This is a genomic window from Sediminibacillus massiliensis (assembly GCF_900156915.1).
Taxonomy (GTDB): domain Bacteria; phylum Bacillota; class Bacilli; order Bacillales; family Amphibacillaceae; genus Sediminibacillus_A; species Sediminibacillus_A massiliensis.
Map to the genome: position 1 here is coordinate 1,191,149 of NZ_LT732535.1, position 23,808 is coordinate 1,214,956.

Here is a 23,808-nt window from a genome sequence, read left to right on the forward strand (position 1 = left end):
TTATGTTATTAAAAAAGTTAATCTTTGATAATTATAAAACGTATTATGGACTTCAAGAGGTTGACCTTTATATCCCAGAAAGCATACGGGAAGAAGGTAAAAACATTATCCTTTTAGGGGGACTAAATGGAGCCGGAAAGACGACTATACTGAAAGCTATTTTGTATGTCTTGTTTGGGAAAAGAGGCATATCCGAGGAGGAGCATAAGCGACTATTTTCCAATATTGTGAATAACACTTTCTTTGATGAAGGTGGTCGACAAAGTTCCGTTACACTTATAGTTGAAACTGATTCAGGTGAAGAGTGGAAACTAAAGGTAAAATGGTATTTTGATAAATACAAAAGATTAACACATGAGGAACGAAACTTAATCGTATCAAAGCCAGGTTCTAGAGTAAATCGACATGCCAAGATTGATAATATTGAGACATACAATAAGTTTATTGACAAAATAATCCCTTATCATGCTGCACCATTTTTTATTTTTGACGGGGAAGAAATCAAAGACATTATACTAAGGCAAAACAGTCATGAAATGAAACAGGCAATACACAAAATAACAGGTATGGACGCTTATAACCAGCTTATTACTGATCTCCAGTCATTACAAAAAAATATTGAAAAGAAACTTGCAAGTTCTAGTAGTAACTCAAAGATAAAGGATTATGATGAACAACTTAATGAGCTTACAAAGACGATGAAAAGATTAGAACAAAAAAGAAGTAAAATAAGTGCTGAGCATGAAAAATTAAAGAATTTGCTTCTTGAAGAAAAAGAGAGAAGAAATAAAAAGGTTACACAGAATTCTAAATCTCGGGAAACATTTGTGAAGAAACAATCCAAAATTGAAACACAAATGGACTTGGCTAAGAAGGAATTATCAACATTCTTTAAAGAGAATGCTATTAGTATAATACTAAGTGAAAAGCTAACCAAATTAAAGAATCAACTTAAATTGGAAGATGAAGTGAAAAGAAAACGTATCATAGAAAATTCGTCTCTAACGCCCTATCGTAATTTTATGAATCAATTACTCAGCGAAAAGATCGATCCACCTTTAACTGATACTCAATTAAAACAAATTAAAGAACTCGGAAAAGAAATATGGTTGAAGGAAAACAATATCAATAACACTTCCACAACAGATATACAAGAAATTCACGATCTATCAGGCAAGGACCATAACTTCCTTACAAACTATATAATTAGTGATAAAAGTAAAATGGCAAAACTTATCAATTATTTAGAAAGCCTTGAAAATGAATATCAGAACATTGAGAACGAAATCAGGAATGCTCCTGAATCTGTTAATATTGACAAAGAAAATGAGCGAATAGATTCCTTAACTCAAATGATTGGTGAATGTAACCTTAGATTAAGATCAGTAAATAAGAAACTAAATGAAGCCAAAAGTAATAAAGCAAATATTACGAATAAACTAACGCGATTATCTGGTCAGGAAGTTGATTTAGAAGAATTACAAAATAAATATTCACTTACTAAAAAAACTATCTTAGCAATGGAACAATATGTTGAAGAAGTTACTACAATGAAAGCTCAATATATTCAGGAAGAGTTTTCATATATGTTAAATAAGTTGTTTAGAAAACAAGATGAATTTGGAAAGATTGAATTCGATATCGACTCCTATACAATTCGCCTTTACAATGATAAGTTACAAGAAATAAGTATCCAAGATCGATCAGCAGGAGAAATGCAAATGATTTCTTCTTCTCTAATATGGGCTTTAACGAAAGCTTCCGATCTTGCATTACCTATTGTAGTTGATACTCCACTTGGAAGATTAGATAGTCACCATCGAAACAGATTGATTAATCATTATTATAAAGAACTTAGTGAGCAAGTTATCATTCTCTCAACTGATACAGAGATAACAGAGGAGTATGTGAAGCTTATGGAAGACCATTCCTATAAACAATATATGTTAGATTATGACGAAAAAAAGAAATATACTGTTATAAGAGATGGATATTTCGATTTTGTAACGGAGTGATTTTATGTCCAACCGTAGGATGAACCTCTCTGAAAAAGGGAAACAAATACTAGACGTAATTACCGATCAATTAGAAATTGACCGCCCAACTGCTATTAAAATAGCGCTCGCGAAAGGAATACAGGTAACGAATGAACCTGTTAAAGAGGAATTTACGAGTAAAAATAAGTGGACAATCCCTGATAATATTATAAAGGGGAATGACTTTCTCCTCTTTAAGCACATTATTTTTAATGAAGTTAAAAAACAAGTCGATGATGATCAATTACATGAATATATGTTAAGTTATATCGAAAAAGGTCTTCGAGTAATTAATGATATTCATAACGACAAAGCATCTATGGAAGACTTCAGGTTATCTTTACTATAAGAAACCCCCACATCATGTGGGGGTTTCTCTTTGTCTCTTTATATTCTTTCGGATAAAGCTGTAATATCTACTACTGTAATTGTAGGATTTGAAAGTTCTCCATTTGGTTTTAGAATTGGTCCGTGAACAATGCATTGCCCTTTCTTTAATCCTGCAAGCCTATTTTCCCATTGCCTTCTCTCTTGGTTATCTTTAGACAAGCTAGAAGCAATATTGGAAAGCTCTTGTTCTGGTGGAGAAAAATAAATTTTCTGAGATGAGTTTTGCAAACGTGCTAGCTCATCAGCACTTAATTGAGATTTTAAAAATTGTGTAGCATACCAAGCAGACCAACCAAACTTTCTGCCTTCTGTTAAAATTCTTGCAGAAGGTGACTTTTCTGTATGATCGAGATTTTGAGCCTCGTCCATTATGACAGGCATTGGATTATTCTTATTGCCAAATCTAACAGAGTAATTCCATAGATCCCAAAGAATAAATTCCGTTATAATTAACTGAACATCGCGAGGGAAGCCAGTAAGCTGGATGATAAATACTTCTCCATTGCTCTCAATAATATCTTTCCAGTTTATTGTATCTGTATGGCTAAATGGGTTTCGATCGATAAACGGCCTAATTTGAGACAAAGCTGTTTTTGAATAGTTGGACCCTTCTTCCTCCAATAATTCTTTAAGCTTTTCTAGATTCATTTCTTCATTATATAATTCTAAACCCTTGAGAGTTGCATCATATATTGCATTCTGTTGTTGTATTCCTAAAGTGCTATAGACAGAAGAAAATACACTTTTAATACGTTCAGCTACATCTGTATCTGACTCTGGCAGCTCTATACCGCCAATATCACGAACATTTTTTGCAAAAGGATTAACAGGAAACTTTTCGCTATAAACTATTTTTTGTTTAACTTTATCACCTAGAAACTCTACAAATTCCGGCTCTAACTGATTTGGCAAGAATCCTTCGGTATAGTCAATAACAATACTTGGGATACCCAATTTTGCTTTTTCTAGTAACAAGCATTGCATGAAGTAAGTTTTTCCTTGTCCTGATTTACCGGAAATTAGTAGATGCCTATTTGCCAATCCCTTGTTTCCATATTCCCAGTACAATTCTCGATTAGAATTTTCAGCTTTTCCTAATAAGATACGAGTATCTTCTAGTGCTGGTTTATGGATAACCTCAACCTCTTCATTTTTATTATTTTCATTGTTCGAAGTAGGTTGTTCATGTTCTTCTTCTGTTTCTTCACTTTCTTCGCTAGAAAATCCCGTTGGATTTTCAGAGAGATTGTTTTCTTCTTCGGAGTCACTTTTTGCCTCGGGTTGTATTTCTTTTGTTTCTGATCCCTTCTCTGTTTTTGTCTCTTCATTTATATCAGAAGAGTCCCCATTGACAACTTCTGAAACTGCCTTATATTTATATGAAAGCATATCTTCTTTTATAAAATCGTTAGGTTTTTCTTGAACCCAATGTCTCATAGCACTAATTGGGTAAACTAATCCCTTGTAGCCATCGTATTCTGTTAAGTTAATTAATAATATATCTTCATCCTGAGCGGCACTACGATGGTACGCATCTTTTTGGAAAGATAAGATAGCCCCATCACCAGCAAATTTCTGTAATTCATTAGATACCGTATACTGATCTTTTAGTAATTTCTCCACAATCTCATCACTTAAATGATAGTTTTTTTCATTCCAAAATTCACTTTGATCCAACTTCTGAGCGTTAGAAATAACTAACTGGCTAAAGAAATTCCTATAAAATTTACCTTTAAATGTGTCCCCTACTTCCCCTGTTAAAGTATCTAATAAAAGGGACTTCGTTTTTCTTACTTGATCTCTTGCTTTATCAAGCACGGTACTATTATTAATTCCAATCTTAACCTCTACTGGATAAAAATGAAGGGATAACTCATCCTTATTTTGATCAGTTTCTATTCCAATAAGAAGCAGGTCATCACTATGACTACCTTTAACTCCTAGATTTTTCGCTGTGAATACACCATCCGATTTGTTAAGGCTAACAGCACCGGCTACTCGTAATACTTCCTCTAACGAAATGGGAATCCATAAGATATTCGGATGATCTAAATAAGAGACCGAATATTTTATAGCAGAGATTATACTCAATTTTTCCCGATCTAAATGGCCGTTACTACCTATAATTCTTAACAACCATTCTCCATTAAAAGTGTTGAAGGCTTTAATGGTATTTAGTACATTTTCATCTGTACCTTCCACATCTTTTTGTTTTAAGAATTCTTTTATAACAGCAAAGTATTGATCTGACTTGTCCGTAACAGTTATAGCATCATACCTACTTGACGAAGAATATTGGTCACTATAATGGATGACCACTAAGTTACCATCATACTTATTAAAGTACTCTAAATCTACAGTGGGATCGACAAATGTTACCCAATAAGAAGATTGGAAAATTTTTTCTAAAGTCTCTTCATCGGTATTTGTTGTTCTTGAATATATACCTTCTCCCTTACGATAGCTATCATTTCCTCCATTACGTAAATTTGTTGCTAGTTCATTTACATAATAAGAGGTGCTCGTAAGAATATTGCTATTATCGATACTGTAAGATTTCGTTCCAAAGCCACTTCGATAGTTCTCTGCATCCTTCATCGATGGCACGCTTGAATATAGACCTTCAATAGCTATTCCAGATTTCATATCTTTCATTGACTGAACAGCTTTCTTTTCCTGAGCATCCATCTTGTAAAAAGAAATATGAGCATACCGATATTCTGCGCCTGGCTCTCGTTTAAAGAAGAACAACTTCTCTCTAATGATTCTTAATACATCTTCTGAATCCAACTCTTTTGCCTTCAGCTTTATATTAAAGATGTTTTCAAATTCTGAAACAGTTTCTGTTCTGGCATATAAGTCGAAAGAACTTTCCAAGTATTTATTTTTATATAACGTTACTTCTATTGGTTTTAAAACATCAGGACCTTGTTTATCAATTACACCTAACATCCACTGAAGAATACCTCTTAAAACCTCTAAGTCATTAGAAATATTGATTACACTTATTTGAAGTGGAGCCTGTGATTTTTCTATAAACAAGTATGAAAAATGCATTTTAAACTGAGCAATTTTATCGTTCACAACTTTAGCCAAGTATTGATTTGCATCAGAAATAGAAACTTGATTAACCGGCTTGAGCACCAACCATTCTGCAGCAGATAATTGGTGATCTGGCTTATAGAGCATTTCATTCTCATCATAAATAAATGGTACTAGTGCATCCGGGCTAAGGCGGTTAATAATACTATTATCAAGTTCTTCTTGACCTAATAATTCGAAGTATTTTATTTTATATGCAACCATTAGCGGGTGAAAAGGAGTTAGGTATATATTTTCATTAGTTCTTATAGTACCTAATTTAAACAGGTCTAACCCTCTTTTTCCTGCAGCTACTCCTTCTTCGAATGAATCTATTTCCTTTTGATACTCATTGATATACTCTATTGCACGTCTTTTAAAATCTTCCGTTACTGTACTTAAACTAGGTATTGAGTCATGGGTTTTAAAGTAATTAATAAATCGACTATAGGCTTCTCTTAAGTTTTCTCCCAAACTTATCTCTATGGGATTTAATTGGTCTGAACTAAACTGTCCCGCTCTCATGCCATACTCAACCATTTCATCTTCCCACTCAAAGAAACCTCTGTATTCTGCGTGGAAATAAAATTCCTGATTTTCTAATACTAATCGATTATTTTCTTTAATCCATTGAAAATCTTTTCCTTTTTCACGAATAAGTCTCCAAATCCTCTGGCCACTAATTGGCATGGAATCAGGCAATTCATTTCTAAATAAAAAGGGAATCGAAGTATCAAAAAAGCGCACACGTAGATATAGTTCATCATTATCATTAAACGCTTCTGGTAATGGTACAATTGTTAACTTGTCATCTTGAGTAAAGGTGACTTCTTGATTTTGTTCAGAGATTTCCTCTCTTTTGTGATTCAGTCCATCACCGAAATTCAACTCATCTTCTTCAAAATTTATTTCTATTGCTTTCTTCTTTGTATTTACAAGGTATTTAGCCTTATAGTTATCCAATTGTATTGGATCCATTGGAAGAATGGCGATAAAAAACTCCGCACCCAAAGCAGCTTTTTTATCGTGTTTGTAAGAAAATTTCACGAAACTAACTTCATTCTTTTGAGTTTGTAATTTAGCAACTATATTTTTCTTTTTAACTTGAATGTCTACTTGATCTTGTAATTGCTTTTCAACTGTTAAGTAATCTTGATTCAATCCACTAATATTACCGCTTAATAAAAAGGATGTTGTTAGTTCAATCTCTTCCAAATTATCAGGATTAAAAATAACAATGTGCCGTTTTCTCTTGCCAGCTGCATTTTCATTTAGCGGTTTGTCCCAATATGTTAATTTATCCTTTATTGTTAGAGATTCTAATTCTACCTTCAACCTTTTGTTTAACTTTTTATATTCTTCATGAAATTGATTTACCTTTGGAAAATCCGTTTCCTGCCAATCTTCTTTTTCTAACACACCTGCTCCCCTAGGGGAAAATTGGTTTTCTAAATCCTCTTTATCCAAACCATACTCATGGACTTTTTTGACAAAACTAAATAATTCTCGATTGAGATTTATACGTTTTTGCTGTTCATTTCCTGGAAAGCTTGCAAGATCCGGATCTTTAAAAAGGCCAAATTTATAGTATTCATTATCTTCTATACCACCTTTTTGAAGGGTTGAAAAAATATCCTCAAACTCAAAAAGGGTAATTTGTTGAAATGGTTGCTCTTTCATTAGATTTGAAAGATTATCAAACAAAATGATTTGATCTACTTTTTCTAATTGACTATTCTCAATTTCCTTTTTTAAACTATTGAATAAGGATTCAGGGTGAAGAGGCATTCCCTCTTTTTGAAGGTCGCTGCTTCCACCCTGGATGGAATCTAACTGTTCAGAAACAATACTAATTAGAGATGTATTTTCCCAGTCACCTTCTTGTTCACCAACCAAATTCCTTAGGGTTACTAGGAAGTCTGGTTTAACATTTTCAGATGTAAAGGCAACTACTAGCTTATGTTCATTAAACTTAATCGCAAAAGTATCATACCTTTCACCAAGGTCGTGTTTATAACTAAATGGAGTGGTATTTTCCATATTACGCATGGCTTCAATTAGTTGATGAACATCTGAAGCATTATCAAGTTGTAAGTAAAATCGATCCCCGGATTTAATTCCAATTTTATTAAAGTAATCAAGTAACAAAGAGGCTATATAATTATAAAATTGGTTTGACATATTGTGCATCACCACTATCACTTTTTTTGTCTATTATATTCAGATTATCCAGTAACTGGGTAACTTCTTTCTTCGTATAACGATCGAGTATGACTCCTCTTTTTTGAAACTCATCAAACAATTCTTTTAAGGGTACACGATTTTCTTTTACAGATACCGCAGTTAGTAACAGTAAGAAATCATGCTTGATATTTAGGACTTGTCCTAGACTTCCACGGTTCTTTATAAATTGGTTTGCTCCAATATCTTCAACATTTTCACCGTACCTTTTACTGACTGTAGAACTCATTCCAATTTTCAAACATTGAAACAGTTCTTTCATGCCTTCTTTTAGATCAGAAAAAGTTGTGTCTTGGTCAATTTTTTGCAAGGTAGTGTATTCACTCACCCACTCCTTTAGTTCTTCATAGAATTGGGTTTCATTTAATTCACCTTTTTCAACCAACATTATTATGTCCCGATACGTCAAAAGGTCGATTTTTTTCTTCTCTTCATCTAGTTCTTCTTCAGTAATATTGGCTTTATTATGACTTAACTGGGACATCGTGTGGATATGCGGAAATAAATTCGGTAACTTTTCCTTAATATATTTAAAACTATCCAATTCTCCAGCTGCTTGTCTTCTCTTGCTAAGAGATTCCCATTCAAGTGAGAAATAAAGAGGGTCTAAGTTGTCATAGTCCGCATCTGTAAAACGTTCAAATTTGTTTACTAATTGACAAGCATACATAAATACATAAAATTGAGTTAATAAAGGGAACGAAGAAAGAAAATAGTCCTTATACTTACTTAGATACATTAAATCTTCTTGGTATAATTTAGATAGAGATGGCAGGAGTGGCTTGTACTCTCTACCTTTTTCGTTTGTTTCTTTTAATACATCTAACTGTGAAAGTACCAACTCGGTTAGTATATCTTCCGTTTCCTTGTTATTAAAAATGGCCTTTAAATCACTTCTACTTGTAACTAAAGTGTCATTCATAAATTGAGCATACTTGCTAAATTCATTTTTATTTTTTTTATCAACCTTAATATAATTAAATAAGAATGGATGGATAAGTTTTATGTCTTCCTTATTAAATAAATATTGGTCTAAAAAACGGACAAAATCATACTTATCGTCACCGTTAGAAAACTCTACCTTCTCCGCAATATGTTCACTAAATTCATTTTCATCTTCAGACAAATAGAAGTCCTGTTTCTTTAATGATTTGGAATCCAGTTCTAAATCACATATATTTCTAACATACTCTCCCAACACCTTGTTAAATCTACCTCTTAAAGCCCTCGTTCTTTTCGACAAGAACGGAAGAACGTCGATTGCTTTCCCAACATCATGCTTATTTTTCTTCTCAAAAAGCTCTTTAAGGTAATCTTTATATAATTCGGCCATTTCACTTACTCCCTTTCAAATACAAAGGAACCAAAATCATCTTTGCTTATAGAATAAAAACGCTGATCGGCTTTAAAGAAGACTTGCATTTCTTCCTTTTTCTCCCCGAAAGCCATCAACTTATCAATAAATTCTACGAACTTAATGGCATCCTCTTCATCTTTTTTGTTTGGCCTGTAACCTTCTCGAACTTTGGTTAATAGGCTGTACAATGGGTAATCAATATCTAAATAAATCTTTTTCTGATTATCAGCATCACGATACCCTATAAGTATAGTTGATTTAAAGGATTCCAAAACTTCGTCTCTTCTTGGTTCCAAATGGTCAATAGTTGGTCTCAAATTAATCCTTTGCGCCAATCTATACTTTTCAGAGGGTTTGTTTAAATACACATAGTCCTTCTTAGGTGAACCTTTCCATTTAAATATGGCTGACTTGAATTCTTCATAAAAACGTTTAACTTCCTGCATTTCACCTTTGTTGAAAGCAAAAAGATTTTTCAAATATTCCGTGTAGCTTGTGTCAGCGATATTATCAGCAAATTTTTCATTTGTTAGATAAGTATTTCTTATAAAGGATTCAAAAAACAAGTTGAAGGTATAACCCATTAGTGCCTCTTTTGTCACAAATGAGTTAAGCCATTTAATTGGAGTATCATCTTTAATATTCTCTGAAATAATTGAATCCCAATTACTTAATGTGTTTAAATCAATAACTAATTGGTCTATATGGACAGAACGGCAATGTAGCGGGTCTAAATCACTAATGGCATTAAGAATTTCAGAGCGTTCTTTACGATTAAATAGCAAGTTAGGAAGCGATTGTTCTAACACCTCAAATTCAGATAACATTTTAAACTTGCTAATTTCATCCGGTATAAGTATATCAGCTATAAAATTCAAGAATGCTCTCGCAGATATAACCAGTTTTTTCTTGACAATAGCTTGCACCACTAATTGAATAATACTTTCTTGTACTCTTTGGTTTTGAAGCATTTTATAATTTTCATGAACCATCGTATGGATCCCGCTCGTTTCATCTTCCCTATAAGCTAGGTGGAAAGGATTGTCATTCGTTTCCATTGTTATCCTTTCTAACAGAGAAGAATAAAAGCTAGATATAGGCCCCTTTGATGTTAATTCATACGAATGATAATCGCCAAAGCTTATCAAATCAAAGTTGTCACTACTAAAGTGGGCTGTTATATCCTGAGTAAATAATTTACTGTCATCAATAAATTCTTTTAACAAATTGTAGGTATAATGTTCATGTTCAGTTGTGATAAAATTATGCAGAACACCCATGTTGATAGCTAAAATAACATTATCATTAGAAAATCCGAAATTTTGATCAGAGAATCCATTTAGGATTTCTGATAGGGTTTCCATTGCATCCTTGTTTGGTGAGAAGCTTTCTGTAGCATCATTAAATATTGTATAGTTCTCAATTAATTCTGGTTTATTCTCTTTTAAATAAGCCAATAAGTGGGATTTACCATCCCCTACGTTTCCACATAGTAAGATAAGACTTCCCTGTTCTTTTTGGTTATTCTTTGCTAAAACTTCTTCCAGGTCTTTCTGAACCTTACGATCCACATGCAAATAATTTTTAAACCGACTAAACTGGTTGGCATTTTCTATAGCTTCCTGTGAAGAGTCCTTTAATCGTTGAACCTCTCTTGAAAGGTAGCTTTCCCCATCATCAAGATTTTTTTGAAGGATGGGTTGTGTTTCTGAATCCTCTTCCTGAGGGTCTTCATTGTCATCCTCTTCTACTTCACTCTGTTTTGTATAAGCCTCAAATCCGTCTTTGCCTAATAACTCCGCTAACTTCTTTTGGATTATTTCCTCAACGTTATTTTGTTTCGGTGGCTGTGGTGTTTCATATGGAGGAACTTTAATTTGCTCTACAATATACACTTCATAAAACCATACGGTAATATTGTATAATTCTCTATGCAGCTTATATGCATCCGCTAAATCATTATATTCACCTGGATGTGCAGCTTTATTGCCTATGAGTCGTATCGTATCAAATGATTTTTGTATATCTCTTCTGTTTATGTAATCCTCTCTAGTTAAATAAGAAGTTTTCTCATAAAACGATGTATACGGTACTTCTAAGTTTTCTTTTATAAAAACTTCATTCACAATTACTTCAGCAAACTTCCTTGCCTTAACGATAGCACTACTTGGATCATGAAAAATAATCTTTTCCATTTCCATGGCATACTGAACCGCTGGTGTATTCATTTCCTCCAAAAAATCAATAAACTTACTCAAACTCATCAACTCCGAAGTCATATTGTTCTCTTCATTTTAACACAATAAGATTACTCATTTCAGCATTCTCAAAACACTAATTTTTCCCAAAACAGAATAAATGTTCGCAACTTTATTGCACTATTAAAAGAAAATGTTTATAATTAAACTAACTTATTACGCACGTAATTTAGGGGGTTGCTTATGGAATTAGGGTTCAGTTATAATTTCCCTGCAATACGAGGAGTCCAAGCTGGAAAGGAATATTATATTGCAATGTGTCCTTTACGAGTTATACCAAAGATCTTTCTTTTTGACGAAGATGAAATTCCGCCAGAGTATAGAGCACAAAGGATTTTGAACAAAGTTAGAATTCCTGAAATTACCAATTATATTATAGATAATCCTAATGACTATGTATTCTCTTCTCTAACGGCGTCGGTTGATGGCGAGGTAGAATTTGCCCCTATTTCAAACGAACCGTCCTTTAGAGAAACCGGAATGCTAACCATTTCACTAGATGCTAGATTTCTAATTAACGACGGTCAACACCGCAGGGCAGCAATTGAAGAAGCATTGAGAATTAATCCTGAATTAGGTAGTGAAACAATTTCTGTTGTGTTTTTTATGGATAAAGGATTAAAAAATTCCCAACAGATCTTTTCCGATTTAAATCGACACGCTGTCAATACGACATCATCAATTGGTATTTTATATGATCATCGTGATAGACTAGCTATTTGCACAAAAACAATTGCCGACACAATCCCTTTTCTTAAAAGATACACGGATAAAGAAAGAGTCTCCCTTTCAAAAAACTCACCTAAAATTGTAGCCTTAAATCACATATTCAATACAAACTTAAGGTTATTAGGTATTTCTAAAGGAGATTCCATCACTATCGAAGATGAACAGTACGTTACTGAGTTTTGGGAGATATTAACCTCTTCCATCTCAGAATGGGAACATGTCATTAACAAAGAGTTAACACCAAAAGAACTTCGAATAAATTATATAGTTGGACACGGTGTATTTTTAGAAGCAATAGGTATTGTTGGACATTATTTACGAAAGTATCATTCTACCGATTGGCAAGACTATGTTGAAAGATTAAAAGATATCGATTGGTCCCGTTCAAATGCTGCTTTATGGGAAGGAAGAGCGATAAGTAAAAATGGACGAGTACAAAAGAACACGAACACGATTAAATTAACAGCTATACAAATCAAAAAATTGCTTAATCTTCCTTTAACGAAGCAAGAAGCCACCTTAGAGGAAGACTTTACGAAAGGAACATCAAAATGAGCGGAATAATCTCAAACCTATTTGAAGAAAAATCAAATCTTGTTGATCAAGCAAAGGAAGAAATCAAAGAAGTTTACCTAAATGACGAACGTCCATGGGTACTTGGATACAGTGGTGGAAAAGATTCTACTGTTGTAGTTCAACTGGTATTTGATGCGTTATCAGAACTTGACCCAGACTTACTCACCAAAAAAGTGTATGTCATATCATCGGATACGTTAGTAGAAACACCTTTAATTATTCAATCCATCAATACTACATTGCGAAGAATAGAAGAAAAAGCTGTTGAGTTAAATCTACCAATAGAAACCCATAAGGTTCAGCCAATGGTTGAACAATCCTTCTGGGTTAATATTATTGGGAAAGGTTATCCCTCTCCTAACCAGCAATTCAGATGGTGTACAGATCGTTTGAAAATTGATCCTGCAAACCAATTCATTACCGAAAAGGTAAATTCGTTCGGTGAAGTAATTATGGTGCTTGGAGTAAGGGAAAAAGAAAGCTCTACTCGAGCTAACGTTATAAAATCACATTCAGTTGACGGAAGAGTACTGATGCGACACTCAACTCTTTCCAACGCTTATGTATATGCACCCATTAAAGGCTTTGATTTGGATGATGTTTGGGATTATCTTCTAAGTGTAGAATCTCCATGGGGTGACGATAATTATGAGCTATACAGGCTTTACAGTGACTCAAGCAGCGGTGAGTGCCCTTTAGTAGTTGACCAGACAGTAAAAGAATCTGCTGGATCATGTGGTAATTCCCGATTTGGCTGCTGGGTTTGTACTGTTGTAAACGAAGATAAAGCTTTAACAGGTTTTATTAACAACGGTCATGACTGGATGCGCCCTCTATTAGATTTTCGTAATTGGCTAACTTCGATTCGCGATGATCGCACGAAAAGAATGAAGTACCGAATGGGTGGACAGATTTATTTTAATCCTGTGCAAATAAAACAAAAAAATGACGAACAATTCGTGTTAATACCTAAAAAAGGTAGCAGGCTAAAGCAAGAGATTTTGTTAAGTGAATTTGAAATCCTTGAAAGAAATGAATTAAAACAATACTTAAAAGATAATAATATAGACTTATCTACGTCCGATGATCCTAATATTCTTATTAAAGACGAGAATGGTAACTTGTGTAGATTAGGTCTTGGGCCGTTTACTTTAGAAGCAAGAAGAGAAATTTTACGTAGACTACTTGAAGTGCAAAAAGGGCTACAGCACCCATCTGACGAAAGTTACGAATTAATTCAGGAAAGTGAGTTAAAAGAAATACGTAAGCATTGGTTTAATGATGGTGACTTTGAAGACAGCTTACCTTCTCTATACTCCGAAATTATGGAGCATAGCCTTAACTTTGAGAAAGATGAAAGACTTTTATTTAGTCAAGATGAACTTACTCAGCTTGAAATGATGTGTAAAGAGGAAGGTCTAGACTTTAAAACAGTCAAAAAACTGCTTTTAGTTGAAAAAGAATATACAGGATTAAAAGTTAGAAGAGGCTTAATGGATCAACTTGGATCTGTACTTAAACAAGATTACTTACACTTGTAGTCTCTAAGGAAAGGATACTAGATTATGCTTTTTAAAAAAATTGCCCTTAACAATATAGGTCCATATGAAGGAGTTAATGAATTCACTTTCACCTCTAGTGATGGCAAAAATTGCACATTAATAGGAGGTAACAACGGAGCAGGAAAAACAACTCTTTTAACAAGTGTAAGACTTGCATTATATGGTCCATTAGCTTATGGATTTAAAACAGAATCAAATGATTATATGAAGAAAATCAGTGCCTTACTCAATAGTAAGGCACTGAAGAAAAATGAAGGTAACTTTAACGTCCAATTAGATTTTTCTATGGTGGAAAATTTTAAGCGTGTAAACATATCTATCATCCGAAGTTGGCTTCCTGCTCCTAAAGGTATCAAGGAAAAAGTAGCTGTGATTAGAGAAAAAGTTCATTTAGATGAAGTGAAAAAGGACCTCTTCTTTGAAGATCTTAGAACTAGTTTTCCTCCTTCATTGCTAGAGTTGTGCCTATTTGATGGCGAAGAAATTACACAACTTACAAGTGAAGACAATTTGTCAAACTACCTACAGGAACTCTCTACTAAGATCTTTAACCTTGATTTATTTCAAAGTCTGGAACAGGATTTAACAAGTTATGTTTCTCAAAGTTCACGTTCCAAAGAAGAAGCTAAACTTGAAGAAGAAAGAAATTTACTATCTGATGAAATAAAACAAAAAATCGATAATCTTAGCCAAGTTGATCAGCTGATTAATGATAAACATATGGCCTTAGAATCTATGAACGATCGTTATAAATCTGTGAAAAATGATTTTGCTTTGCATGGCGGTCTTGCCATGGAAGAGCGAGAAAAGGTACAACAGGAAATCAACTCTGTAGAAGGACAAAGAAAACACATTGGCGAACAAATAAAGGATTTCATCGCTAAAGATCTTCCATTTTTCATCGCCCTACCAAGGCTTGTTCAATTAGTAGAACAGTTAAAAAGTGAGGAAGATTTTCATGTTTCTAATATACTTGTAGACAAAATTAATAACTTACCAATGGATGATATTATTAAAAACTTAGGTATTGAGAGCAATGATTCTAAAAGAGAAGCACTTAAGTCTGATTTGACCAATCGGTTAGCAACTGTTCAACAAGTATCCATCATTCATAATGCTTCCAAGACAGAAGCTCAACAGGTGTATTCACTATTATCTACTACTAATGTCGATAAATTGAACACTTTTGGTAACTTGATAAGCGAGAACAAAGAATTATTATATAAAATACAGCGCTTGAAAAAGCAGTTAAAAGATAACGATGCTTCCCCTGAATTCGAAAATATGATTATCAAAATGGAAGAGTACAATAAAGAAATTGCAGAGCTTGAGAACGAACTATCTTTACTCGCTAATCAAAAACATGAGCATCAAGAAGACATTAATACCTTAAATAATAAGTATGAACGCGTAAAGCATAGCCTCTTCGATATTCAAAAGACTAAGTCTTCCTTTGATGAGTCACAAAAAATTATTAATATCAGTAAAAGATTTCAAGAAAAACAGCTAAGAAATAAAGTAAAAGACGTAGAATATTTTTCTTCAAAAATGTTTAAAGACCTATTGAGGAAAAAGGAATTTATTAATCAAATACAAATTAATCCTAAGGACTTTAAGTTAAGAATTCTTGATTCAAACAATGAAGAAATAAATAAGGATATCTTATCGGCTGGTGAAAAAGAATTACTTGTTTTATCGGTAATTTGGGGTACCATTGCTGCTTCCAAAAAGGAACTTCCATTTATCCTTGATACATTATTAGGTCGTTTAGATAGAGAACATAAAAGTTCGATCGTTTCCAAGCTTATACCAAAATTTGGAGTGCAAACGATCATACTTTCCACCGATTCAGAAATTGATGAGCAATTATATAATTCACTCTCCAATTTCATTGCTAATAAATACACGCTTAATTATGACACTATAAACAAACGAACACATATAGAACCTCATTTCTTTCATATTGCATCAAAGAAGGTGAATAGTTAATGAATTTTCGTCTTAAAACAACTGCAAGTACAGGCGAAGTATTAAAAAAGCTTCAAAGTTCAACTGGTCTAACACCAAATCTATTAGCTCGAATTGCTATTTCACTTTCTGTTTTAGAACCCAGTTCACCCGATGAAGTGCAAACTGACAGTAATGGACTGGAGTTTAACCGTAATACCCTAACAGGGGATCAAGATTATTTCTATAAATCGTTAATCATTCAACATGCGAACGAAGAAATATCAGAAGAAGAATACTTCCCTCAACTGTTCAATGCACACTTAACTAGAGGAGTAAAACTTCTTGATAATGAATATCAGCATGCAAGGAACTATGATAAGCTGCTTAATAATCTTATCACTCTAGCCCAAGGTCACCTCAAGGAGGTTTAATTAAAAGTGCTCTATCTTGATAACAGTGCAACAACTTCTATCCTTCCAGAAGTAAAAGATAAAATGTTGACTTATCTAACAACTGAGTTCGGCAATCCATCAGGAAAGTATTACAGCTTGGCAGAAACTGCGGATGCTGCCATCAATGAAGCTAGAACTCACGTATCCAAACTCTTTAACTCGAAAGAAATTGAAGTCATATTTACTAGCGGTGCAACGGAAAGTAATAACATGGTCTTAAAAGGTGTGGCAGACCGTTACTCCGATAAAGGTAATCATATTATCACATCTAAAACAGAACATAAGGCTGTTTTAGACGTATGTGAATATCTTGAAACAAAGGGTTATGAGGTCACTTACCTAGATGTAGACCAGTATGGAAGAGTCAATCCAGAAGAATTATCTCAAGCAATCACTTCGAATACCATTTTGGTTAGTATTATTTGGGGCAATAATGAACTTGGTTCGTTAAATGATATTGAAACACTTTCTAATATATGTAAAGAAAATAACGTCTTTTTCCATACAGATGCTACTCAGGTTGCAGGAAAAATAGAAATAGATTGGGATAGCTTTCCCGGGGTCAGCTTCTTATCTTGTTCGGCACATAAAATGCACGGTCCTAAAGGAGTTGGCGCCGTTTTAATTAGAAGTGATCAATATGGTAAGTTAATTTCACTTACTCCCCTCCTACATGGCGGTGGTCAAGAAAAGAATATTAGAAGCGGAACATACTCGGTTCATAATATCGTTGGTTTTGGTGAGGCTGCAAGAATTGCGGAAGAAAAGCTAGTAGGCAATCATGCTCATTTAGAAGAGCTCGAGCAAATCCTTAAAAATACATTAGCCAGCAAGTTTAAAGATAATATCTCTTTTAATTCGGATGATAAGAATAAGATTCCTGGCATTGTAAATGTGCGTTTTATTGGATTAAATAATGAAATCTTACTAAAGAAGTTATCACCTATTATTGCAGCATCTACAGGATCTAGTTGTAGTAGTACAAAGCCCTCTTATGTGTTACAGGCTATTGGACTAGACATAAAGAGCGTAAGAGAATCAGTTCGCTTTTCGTTGTCTCCTTATACGTCTATTAAGGAACTTGGAATACTTGATGAACTTTGAATTGAATTTAAAAATAGACTTAACCAATTTGTTAGGTCTATTTTTTATTTGTATTGATTATTAATTGACTCCACGGAACTCAGGAATAATATTATAGCTATTCTCTTGAGTCACACTTTTAGCCTCTTTAAAATTTCTGGTATTTCATTATAATCATCAATCCATATAATATTTAATCCAAGCTCTTTAAAGTACTCTTCCTGTAATTGCTGGTTAGCAATGTCAAATTTTTCAATACTTATGGCGTTTACTTTATCAATATCTTCATTATTTAATAATGATTCTCTTTTTAATATTACAAAATGTTTACAAACTTCACCTTCTTGTTTTCTCATCGCAATATCAAGCAATCTTCGCAGATTAGGATCTGAACATTGACAGACCTATAAATAAACAAGTATATTCTCTTAAGTAGTTTAATTGTATTAGATTAGCCCAATTATAGGGGGCAAGCATCAATTTATGATATCCTTCCTCAGAAAATACCAATAAACTCTTAAAAAGATCTTCATATTCATCAAGATTTCTAGGCAAGAATCCATGTACGTGAAATATGCCTAATTCGTCATTTGATGGTATATCTGCTTCTCTATAAACTGTTCTATGTTTTATTCTGTATTTACTAAAATAAAGTTCCAGTAGATCATCAAAATTATAATTAACAACCCCCTGTATCCCCACTCCACTTCTTACAGGAAGACATAACTGAGTTATTTCCGTTAAAATCTCTGATTCATTAGTACAATTACTATACAAAATGTTTGATAAGGTATTTGTAAAACCATTTTTCAAGCCTTTTCTAATATACCTAGCCAATAATAAAGGAGAACTCCCATTATTTTGTTTTAAATGGTTAAGAATCAAATTTTTATCATCTTCACTTAACTTAATATCAAACTCACTTAATTTGTTACTAATTAGCGATACAAGTAAACTTGTAATTAACTTTTCCCATGTTGGTATCTTTGCATCTCTTGAGATTCCCGCTCCAACAAATAGAACTGATTTATCCGAATAATAGTTTGCTCTGAGTTCTTGAATATATTCCTAACGTTTTGATCTCCAATCGTCTTTAGTTTCCTCATTAACACTTTTTAATATTGTTGTAGAAAATAATAGATCTGATATATTTTCATAAGCCCTTTCTACTTCTTCAGGGTATTTAATAAATATTTTATCAATGTCATAAATATCCCAGACAAATACATTAACTCTTAAGTTTTGGAAGTAAAGCTCCTTGAGTTCTTCCTTTTCCCCTTTTGTTAAATCTATTGGAATAATTAAAATGAAGTTTTGTATAGTTTTCGATAACTCCAGAAACTTCTTACTAGTTATTTCTATGTTGTTTGATAGACGTTTAATAAGGTACTTTTTGCTCTTGAGGAGTTTAATTTCAACACTTGTACTTTTCTTAAAAACACCAAAACCCTCGGGAGCGTATCCATCTAATTAACGTCCTTTAAAACCACGGTAATTAGCAAAAAAAGGTTTGTTTAAGCTCTTAATATGTAATGCTAATAAATTTAAGATTAATGTTTCGGCCAACATGTAAGACCTTCTTTAATTGTTGACTGATAATAACTCTTCAAATATTTTTCTTGTATCCATTTTCTCACCTTTTTTTGAATTAGTTTCGATTAGCTTGAAAACAATATATACCTCAACTTATACTACTATTACTTAAATGTGTTCTTTCCTCCTTCAACAATTCTTATTCTCTATTTTCACAAGCATATCCTTCAAGAAATATTAAGTTATAGTAGAAATATTTAAACTCTAACCCTCAGCCCCCGATAAACTTTCTTAACAACTCGACAATATTAACCTCTTCCTTTGATGGAAAATTATTTTCAGAAGGTTCTTCCCATACTGCTCTCTTAGCCTGTCCATAACCCGAGGAAGAAAGTAATGCCATTGTGCTTTCTTTGATACAGTAGTAAGGTAGAACTTCTGTCATAAGTGTAAGATTATCCTTACGTGGATAGAAGAGACTGGAATTGAGGAAGGAAATAATTGATTTAAGATGGAAAGGAAGGAGGATTTAATTTAATTCTTTTGGCCGCTCTAGCCATGGAATTATAGTTTTTCTTTTCTCTTTTTTAAGTATCCATGATATAAGCAGAAAGAAAAAAAGTCGTACACCTCCCTATCTTCTATATTTTCCCATAAAATAAAAAGAAAAGAACACCTTGGTAGGTGCTCTAATTTATTTAGTATTAATTGTTATTGGAAACCCTACTATAGAATAATTCTACAGAGAGCACACCATCCTTGTCTTTAGGCCCTTTGTTTCACCTTTTCTTTTACTTTATCTTCGTCAACCAATCCCCTGATCAATTGATCAATCTTTTCAAGTTCAGTACTCGGATTTTTCCACCAGTTTCTGCTCCAAATACGGGCAATCTTCCATCCTCTTCCTTCCAGAAACCTTTGTCTGTATATATCCCTTTCCCTGGCTGATGGGGCACTGTGATACATTGCTCCGTCACATTCTACTCCAAGAATATATTTTTCCGGATCTTTCGGATGAACAATAGCAAGGTCTATCCTATAACCGGACATACCGACTTGCGTGTCTACTGTATAACCAATATTGGTTAATTGTTCATAAACCTGTGTTTCAAAAGGAGAATCGAAACTCAACTCTTGATCTTGCCGCTTCGTGTTGATTTCCTCGTTCAAATTGGTTAGAACAGATTCTGCTGTTTCTTTTTGTATGTTTGAGACAGCCAAAGCATACTCCATGTAACTTTTTAAAAATTTTGGACCGTCATTCTTGGTTCCTGCTACATTCAACTCATGAGGTTCAATACTTGAAACAAGGTGAATTTCCTCTTTAGCTCGCGTGACCGCAACGTTCAAGCGGTTTTCTCCTCCTCGCTGGCCCAGCGTGCCGAAACGACTATACACACGTCCTTCTTTATTTTTGGCATATCCAATCGAGAATAGAATGATGTCCCGCTCATCTCCCTGCACGTTCTCGATGTTTTTAACAAAAATCCGTTCATCCATGTCCTTACTCATCATCTGTTGATAAACCACATTAAATTCTTCGTCATTTTCAGCTAAGTCATCGATATAATCGATAATTTTGTCCTGTTGTTTGGCGTTAAATGTAATGATTCCGACAGATTTATTTGGATTCTTTATCAGCAGCTCTTTTAGTAAGTTTACAACCTCTTTTGCTTCTATTACATTGCACTGGTTAAGCCATCTACCATCCACCTTGTGCCACTGTAGTGAAGAAGGCTCTTTTAAGTGTTCAACATTTGGCGCAATCTGCATATTAGCATTATAGAAAGCATGGTTAGAAAAATTGATCAGTTCTTCTGATTTGGAACGGTAATGCCACTGCAGCATTTTGCTTGGGAAGACCCGTTTCGCCAGGTTCAGCAAGCTCTCCGATTCCTGGAGGTTATTTTCATCCTCTTCGTCTTCATCCGCTTCTAAACCACCCTTAAACAAACTAGAAGGTGGTAATTGCTTTTCATCCCCAGCCACTATAACTTGCGAACCTCTGTAAATAGCCGGAATTCCGTTTTCAATCGTACACTGGGAAGCTTCATCAAAGATAACAATATCAAACAGCTCTTTTTCTAACGGAAAAATGGCAGAAGCTGTTTCCGGAGAAACAAGCCATACCGGCATAACATCAAGCAACCCTTCCAAGGAGTACATTTGGACAAGTTTACGTACCGGCCAAACCTGCCTTTTTTTACCCGTCTGGTGAGCGATACCTTTGATTGCTTTGCCGTTTTGGTTCTTTACTTCATTCAGTGTTTTCAACAACCGATTTTTCAATACTTTTGCTGAAAGTGCTTTTTTCTTCTCTAGTAATTCCTTAAAGTTTTCCCTTAATTTTTCAAACTCTTCCGTACCTACTTTTGTCAGCACACGATGCTTCCTTTCAATTTCATCAATCCAGTGAATATAGGCTGACTGTTCGACAATGTCGACCCATTGATCAGTCAATTGGCTATGCTCTTCACTCTTACCCTTTAATTCATCAATGATTGTTTTAATAAAAGGAAGGCTCTCATCGTAAATGCGATCCATATGTCGTAAGTCTTCAAAATCCTGAATGACATACTCTTGCTGCTTTTGAAGTTCTGATAACGGGATATCACCTTTTGCTATTTGTTCATAGTAACGGTTCACTTTATCATCTGTAAAATAAGCAGATAGTTGTTTTACTTCCTTAGACATTTTATCGGAGACTTGGGAAAGATCATAAAGAATCTTTAAACTTTCACGCAGTTTCGGCCATTCTTTGGAAGACAATCCTTTAAATTTGTCCCCTTCCGACAACTCTTCTACAATTGTTTTTCCTGCAAATGAAGTCCACCACCAAAGACGCAGTTTCTGTAGTGTCTTCTTTTCCTCAGGATTAAGGTCTTCGTAAATTTTTTCTAATTTGTCGCCGACTTCCCAACTGTATTCCGGAGTAATATCTTCCCGATCAAAATGCTCCAAAAATTCCACGCTCTGTTTGGCTTGCTCTGTTGCCTTTTTTAATACTTCCACAATTGTCAGCCTGTCTTTGATTTCCAAGGTTGAAAAAGGCTTTCGCTCTTTTAACGGATAATCGTCTTTGCCAAATCGTTTATAGTTATCGCCATAAGAGAAAATAGTTGCCAAAACATCGTCTAAGTTGTCTTTGTTTAAATCATTCATGACGTTTTCCAACTTAAGAATAACTTCCTGCTCTGTCATAGGTTCGCCTCTGCTGTACAAGTCAAAAGCCCGAAAACCATGAGGCTGAACTTCATATAGCCCTTTAGCAATGGCATCCAACTCTTCTTCACATTTGGCAATCTTGTTTGAAAGCTGCTCAAATTCCGATTCAAGACTCTCCGAATATTCGTCTATGGTGAGTCTTGTATTTAACTTCTGATACAATGCTTTTCTGTCCGTTTTTTCGTCATGCAGCAAACTGACATTGGGAGAAAGACCCAGTCCATCCAGACGCTGATAGACGACATCAAGCGCCGCTCGTTTTTGGCAAACCAGCAAAACTTTTTTCTGTTGGGCAATAGCGTCAGCAATGATGTTTACGATAACTTGTGACTTACCAGTACCTGGTGGTCCGTGAATGACCAGCCCTTTGGTTGTTTCCATTGATTCAATAATCTCTTCTTGGGAAGCATCTGTATCAAGCACAAAGAACTTTTCTTTTTCTGCTTTTTTGGATGGCTGGCCCGATGACTGCTCACCAGGGGAAAGGTTGTCTACTACCTCAGAAAAATCTAAATCTTCTACATTAATAACTTCGCCAGCAAGGCCTAAATCCGCGTCCTCTTCTTCTAATTGTTGAATAAAATCTTCGTAATCTTTAAGAAGCGCTGAATTCCCTTGGGGAAAATGGCCAAGGATGGCAAGGTTGTCAAGTTGGAATTCACCTTTTTCAAATTCGGGAATGGTGTCTTTTTTATAGTCAAGAAATGCTTGTATTCCTTGACCGTCGGCTTGACTAATATCCAAAGAATACTTATTAAGCCAAGTCACATGGTCTGACAGATTTAAATTAGCCGCTTTTTCTTCCGCTTCCTCATATATTTCATCGGGAACATGAAGGTCGCTCATTTTCTGCATTGCTAAAAAAACAGAGCGATTCAACATGGGTTCTGCATCTTCAAGTGGCTTAACCACCCATTCTGTTCCATGTGTCTTGACTCTCTCCAATTTCACCGGGTATAAAAACAATGGTGCTCTTACATAAGTTCCGTCCAACATAGAGCCACTAATAAATGGATAACCGATAAACAAATCATACATTCCCGTTTCTTCTTCAATCGACTTCAGATTCCGAAAAAGAGTCGTTAACTTACCAGACAGATTTAAAGACTCCTTATTGTTAACATTCTGCTTAAGCAGCGTTACTTTTGTTTTCTTCACTAGGAGGTTTTCTAAGATTGTCTGTGGATCTTTTTCTAACTGCTTTACAGCGTTTAGATCAAACGACCACTTATCATACTTCTTCAACATTCTTATTGATCTGTTTCTCCGGCTCAAATCGTTCAATCGGTCTTTTAAAAAAATCATTTTTTGTTTCATATTTATCACCTAGTTATG

14 protein-coding genes are annotated in these 23,808 nt (G+C 34.2%); 7 read left to right on the plus strand and 7 right to left on the minus strand.

Annotated elements, in window-relative coordinates; all coding sequences use genetic code 11:
- Nucleotides 1-2 precede the first annotated feature (2 nt).
- Nucleotides 3-2,015 (plus strand): DNA sulfur modification protein DndD, encoded by a 2,013-nt coding sequence (gene dndD, locus CZ434_RS06830; protein ID WP_077622433.1) that lies wholly within the window; start codon nucleotides 3-5, stop codon nucleotides 2,013-2,015.
- A gap of 4 nt (nucleotides 2,016-2,019) precedes the next feature.
- A complete protein-coding gene (locus CZ434_RS06835) occupies nucleotides 2,020-2,385 on the plus strand; it encodes a DndE family protein (RefSeq protein ID WP_077622434.1) in 366 nt (121 codons plus the stop codon).
- Nucleotides 2,386-2,423: 38 nt separating this feature from the next.
- On the opposite strand, the gene dptH is transcribed toward CZ434_RS06835, so the two are convergent.
- Genes dptH through dptF form a run of 3 tightly spaced genes read right to left on the minus strand, consistent with a single transcriptional unit; the run spans nucleotide 2,424 to nucleotide 11,363 of the window.
- The gene (dptH, locus tag CZ434_RS06840; RefSeq protein WP_077622435.1) at nucleotides 2,424-7,688 is read right to left on the minus strand and encodes a DNA phosphorothioation-dependent restriction protein DptH; all 5,265 of its coding nucleotides are present in this window, start codon (nucleotides 7,686-7,688) and stop codon (nucleotides 2,424-2,426) included.
- A complete protein-coding gene (gene dptG / locus CZ434_RS06845; protein WP_077622436.1) occupies nucleotides 7,669-9,081 on the minus strand; it encodes a DNA phosphorothioation-dependent restriction protein DptG in 1,413 nt (470 codons plus the stop codon). Before dptG ends, dptH begins: the two co-directional genes overlap by 20 nt.
- A 5-nt stretch (nucleotides 9,082-9,086) precedes the next feature.
- A complete protein-coding gene (gene dptF, locus CZ434_RS06850) occupies nucleotides 9,087-11,363 on the minus strand; it encodes a DNA phosphorothioation-dependent restriction protein DptF (protein ID WP_425442020.1) in 2,277 nt (758 codons plus the stop codon).
- Nucleotides 11,364-11,546: 183 nt separating this feature from the next.
- Here dptF and dndB point away from each other — a divergent pair, with 183 nt between their 5' ends.
- From dndB to CZ434_RS06875, 5 genes are read left to right on the plus strand one after another with little or no spacing between them, the layout of a single operon-like run.
- On the plus strand, nucleotides 11,547-12,647 hold the full coding sequence (gene dndB / locus CZ434_RS06855; RefSeq protein ID WP_077622437.1) for a DNA sulfur modification protein DndB: 1,101 nt from the start codon (nucleotides 11,547-11,549) through the stop codon (nucleotides 12,645-12,647).
- Nucleotides 12,644-14,209, plus strand: a complete 1,566-nt coding sequence (dndC, locus tag CZ434_RS06860) for a DNA phosphorothioation system sulfurtransferase DndC (protein ID WP_077622438.1) — start codon at nucleotides 12,644-12,646, stop codon at nucleotides 14,207-14,209. The genes dndB and dndC overlap by 4 nt, the downstream gene beginning before the upstream one ends.
- Nucleotides 14,210-14,233: 24 nt before the next feature.
- Nucleotides 14,234-16,219, plus strand: coding sequence for a DNA sulfur modification protein DndD (gene dndD / locus CZ434_RS06865; RefSeq protein WP_077622439.1), 1,986 nt, complete (start codon nucleotides 14,234-14,236; stop codon nucleotides 16,217-16,219).
- The gene (gene dndE, locus CZ434_RS06870; RefSeq protein WP_077622440.1) at nucleotides 16,219-16,611 is read left to right on the plus strand and encodes a DNA sulfur modification protein DndE; all 393 of its coding nucleotides are present in this window, start codon (nucleotides 16,219-16,221) and stop codon (nucleotides 16,609-16,611) included. Before dndD (CZ434_RS06865) ends, dndE begins: the two co-directional genes overlap by 1 nt.
- A gap of 6 nt (nucleotides 16,612-16,617) precedes the next feature.
- Nucleotides 16,618-17,736, plus strand: a complete 1,119-nt coding sequence (locus CZ434_RS06875; protein WP_077622441.1) for a cysteine desulfurase family protein — start codon at nucleotides 16,618-16,620, stop codon at nucleotides 17,734-17,736.
- Nucleotides 17,737-17,846: 110 nt separating this feature from the next.
- On the opposite strand, the gene CZ434_RS06880 is transcribed toward CZ434_RS06875, so the two are convergent.
- From CZ434_RS06880 to CZ434_RS06890, 4 genes are all read right to left on the minus strand, one after another.
- Nucleotides 17,847-18,071 carry a hypothetical protein gene (locus CZ434_RS06880; RefSeq protein WP_077622442.1) on the minus strand — a complete coding sequence of 75 codons (225 nt, stop codon included), beginning with the start codon at nucleotides 18,069-18,071 and terminating at the stop codon, nucleotides 17,847-17,849.
- Between the two features lie 25 nt (nucleotides 18,072-18,096).
- On the minus strand, nucleotides 18,097-18,600 hold the full coding sequence (locus tag CZ434_RS06885) for an SIR2 family protein (protein WP_179107198.1): 504 nt from the start codon (nucleotides 18,598-18,600) through the stop codon (nucleotides 18,097-18,099).
- Nucleotides 18,601-19,519: 919 nt separating this feature from the next.
- On the minus strand, nucleotides 19,520-19,693 hold the full coding sequence (locus CZ434_RS22025) for a hypothetical protein (protein ID WP_179107199.1): 174 nt from the start codon (nucleotides 19,691-19,693) through the stop codon (nucleotides 19,520-19,522).
- A gap of 320 nt (nucleotides 19,694-20,013) precedes the next feature.
- A complete protein-coding gene (locus CZ434_RS06890; RefSeq protein WP_077622444.1) occupies nucleotides 20,014-23,790 on the minus strand; it encodes an AAA domain-containing protein in 3,777 nt (1,258 codons plus the stop codon).
- Nucleotides 23,791-23,808 lie beyond the last annotated feature (18 nt).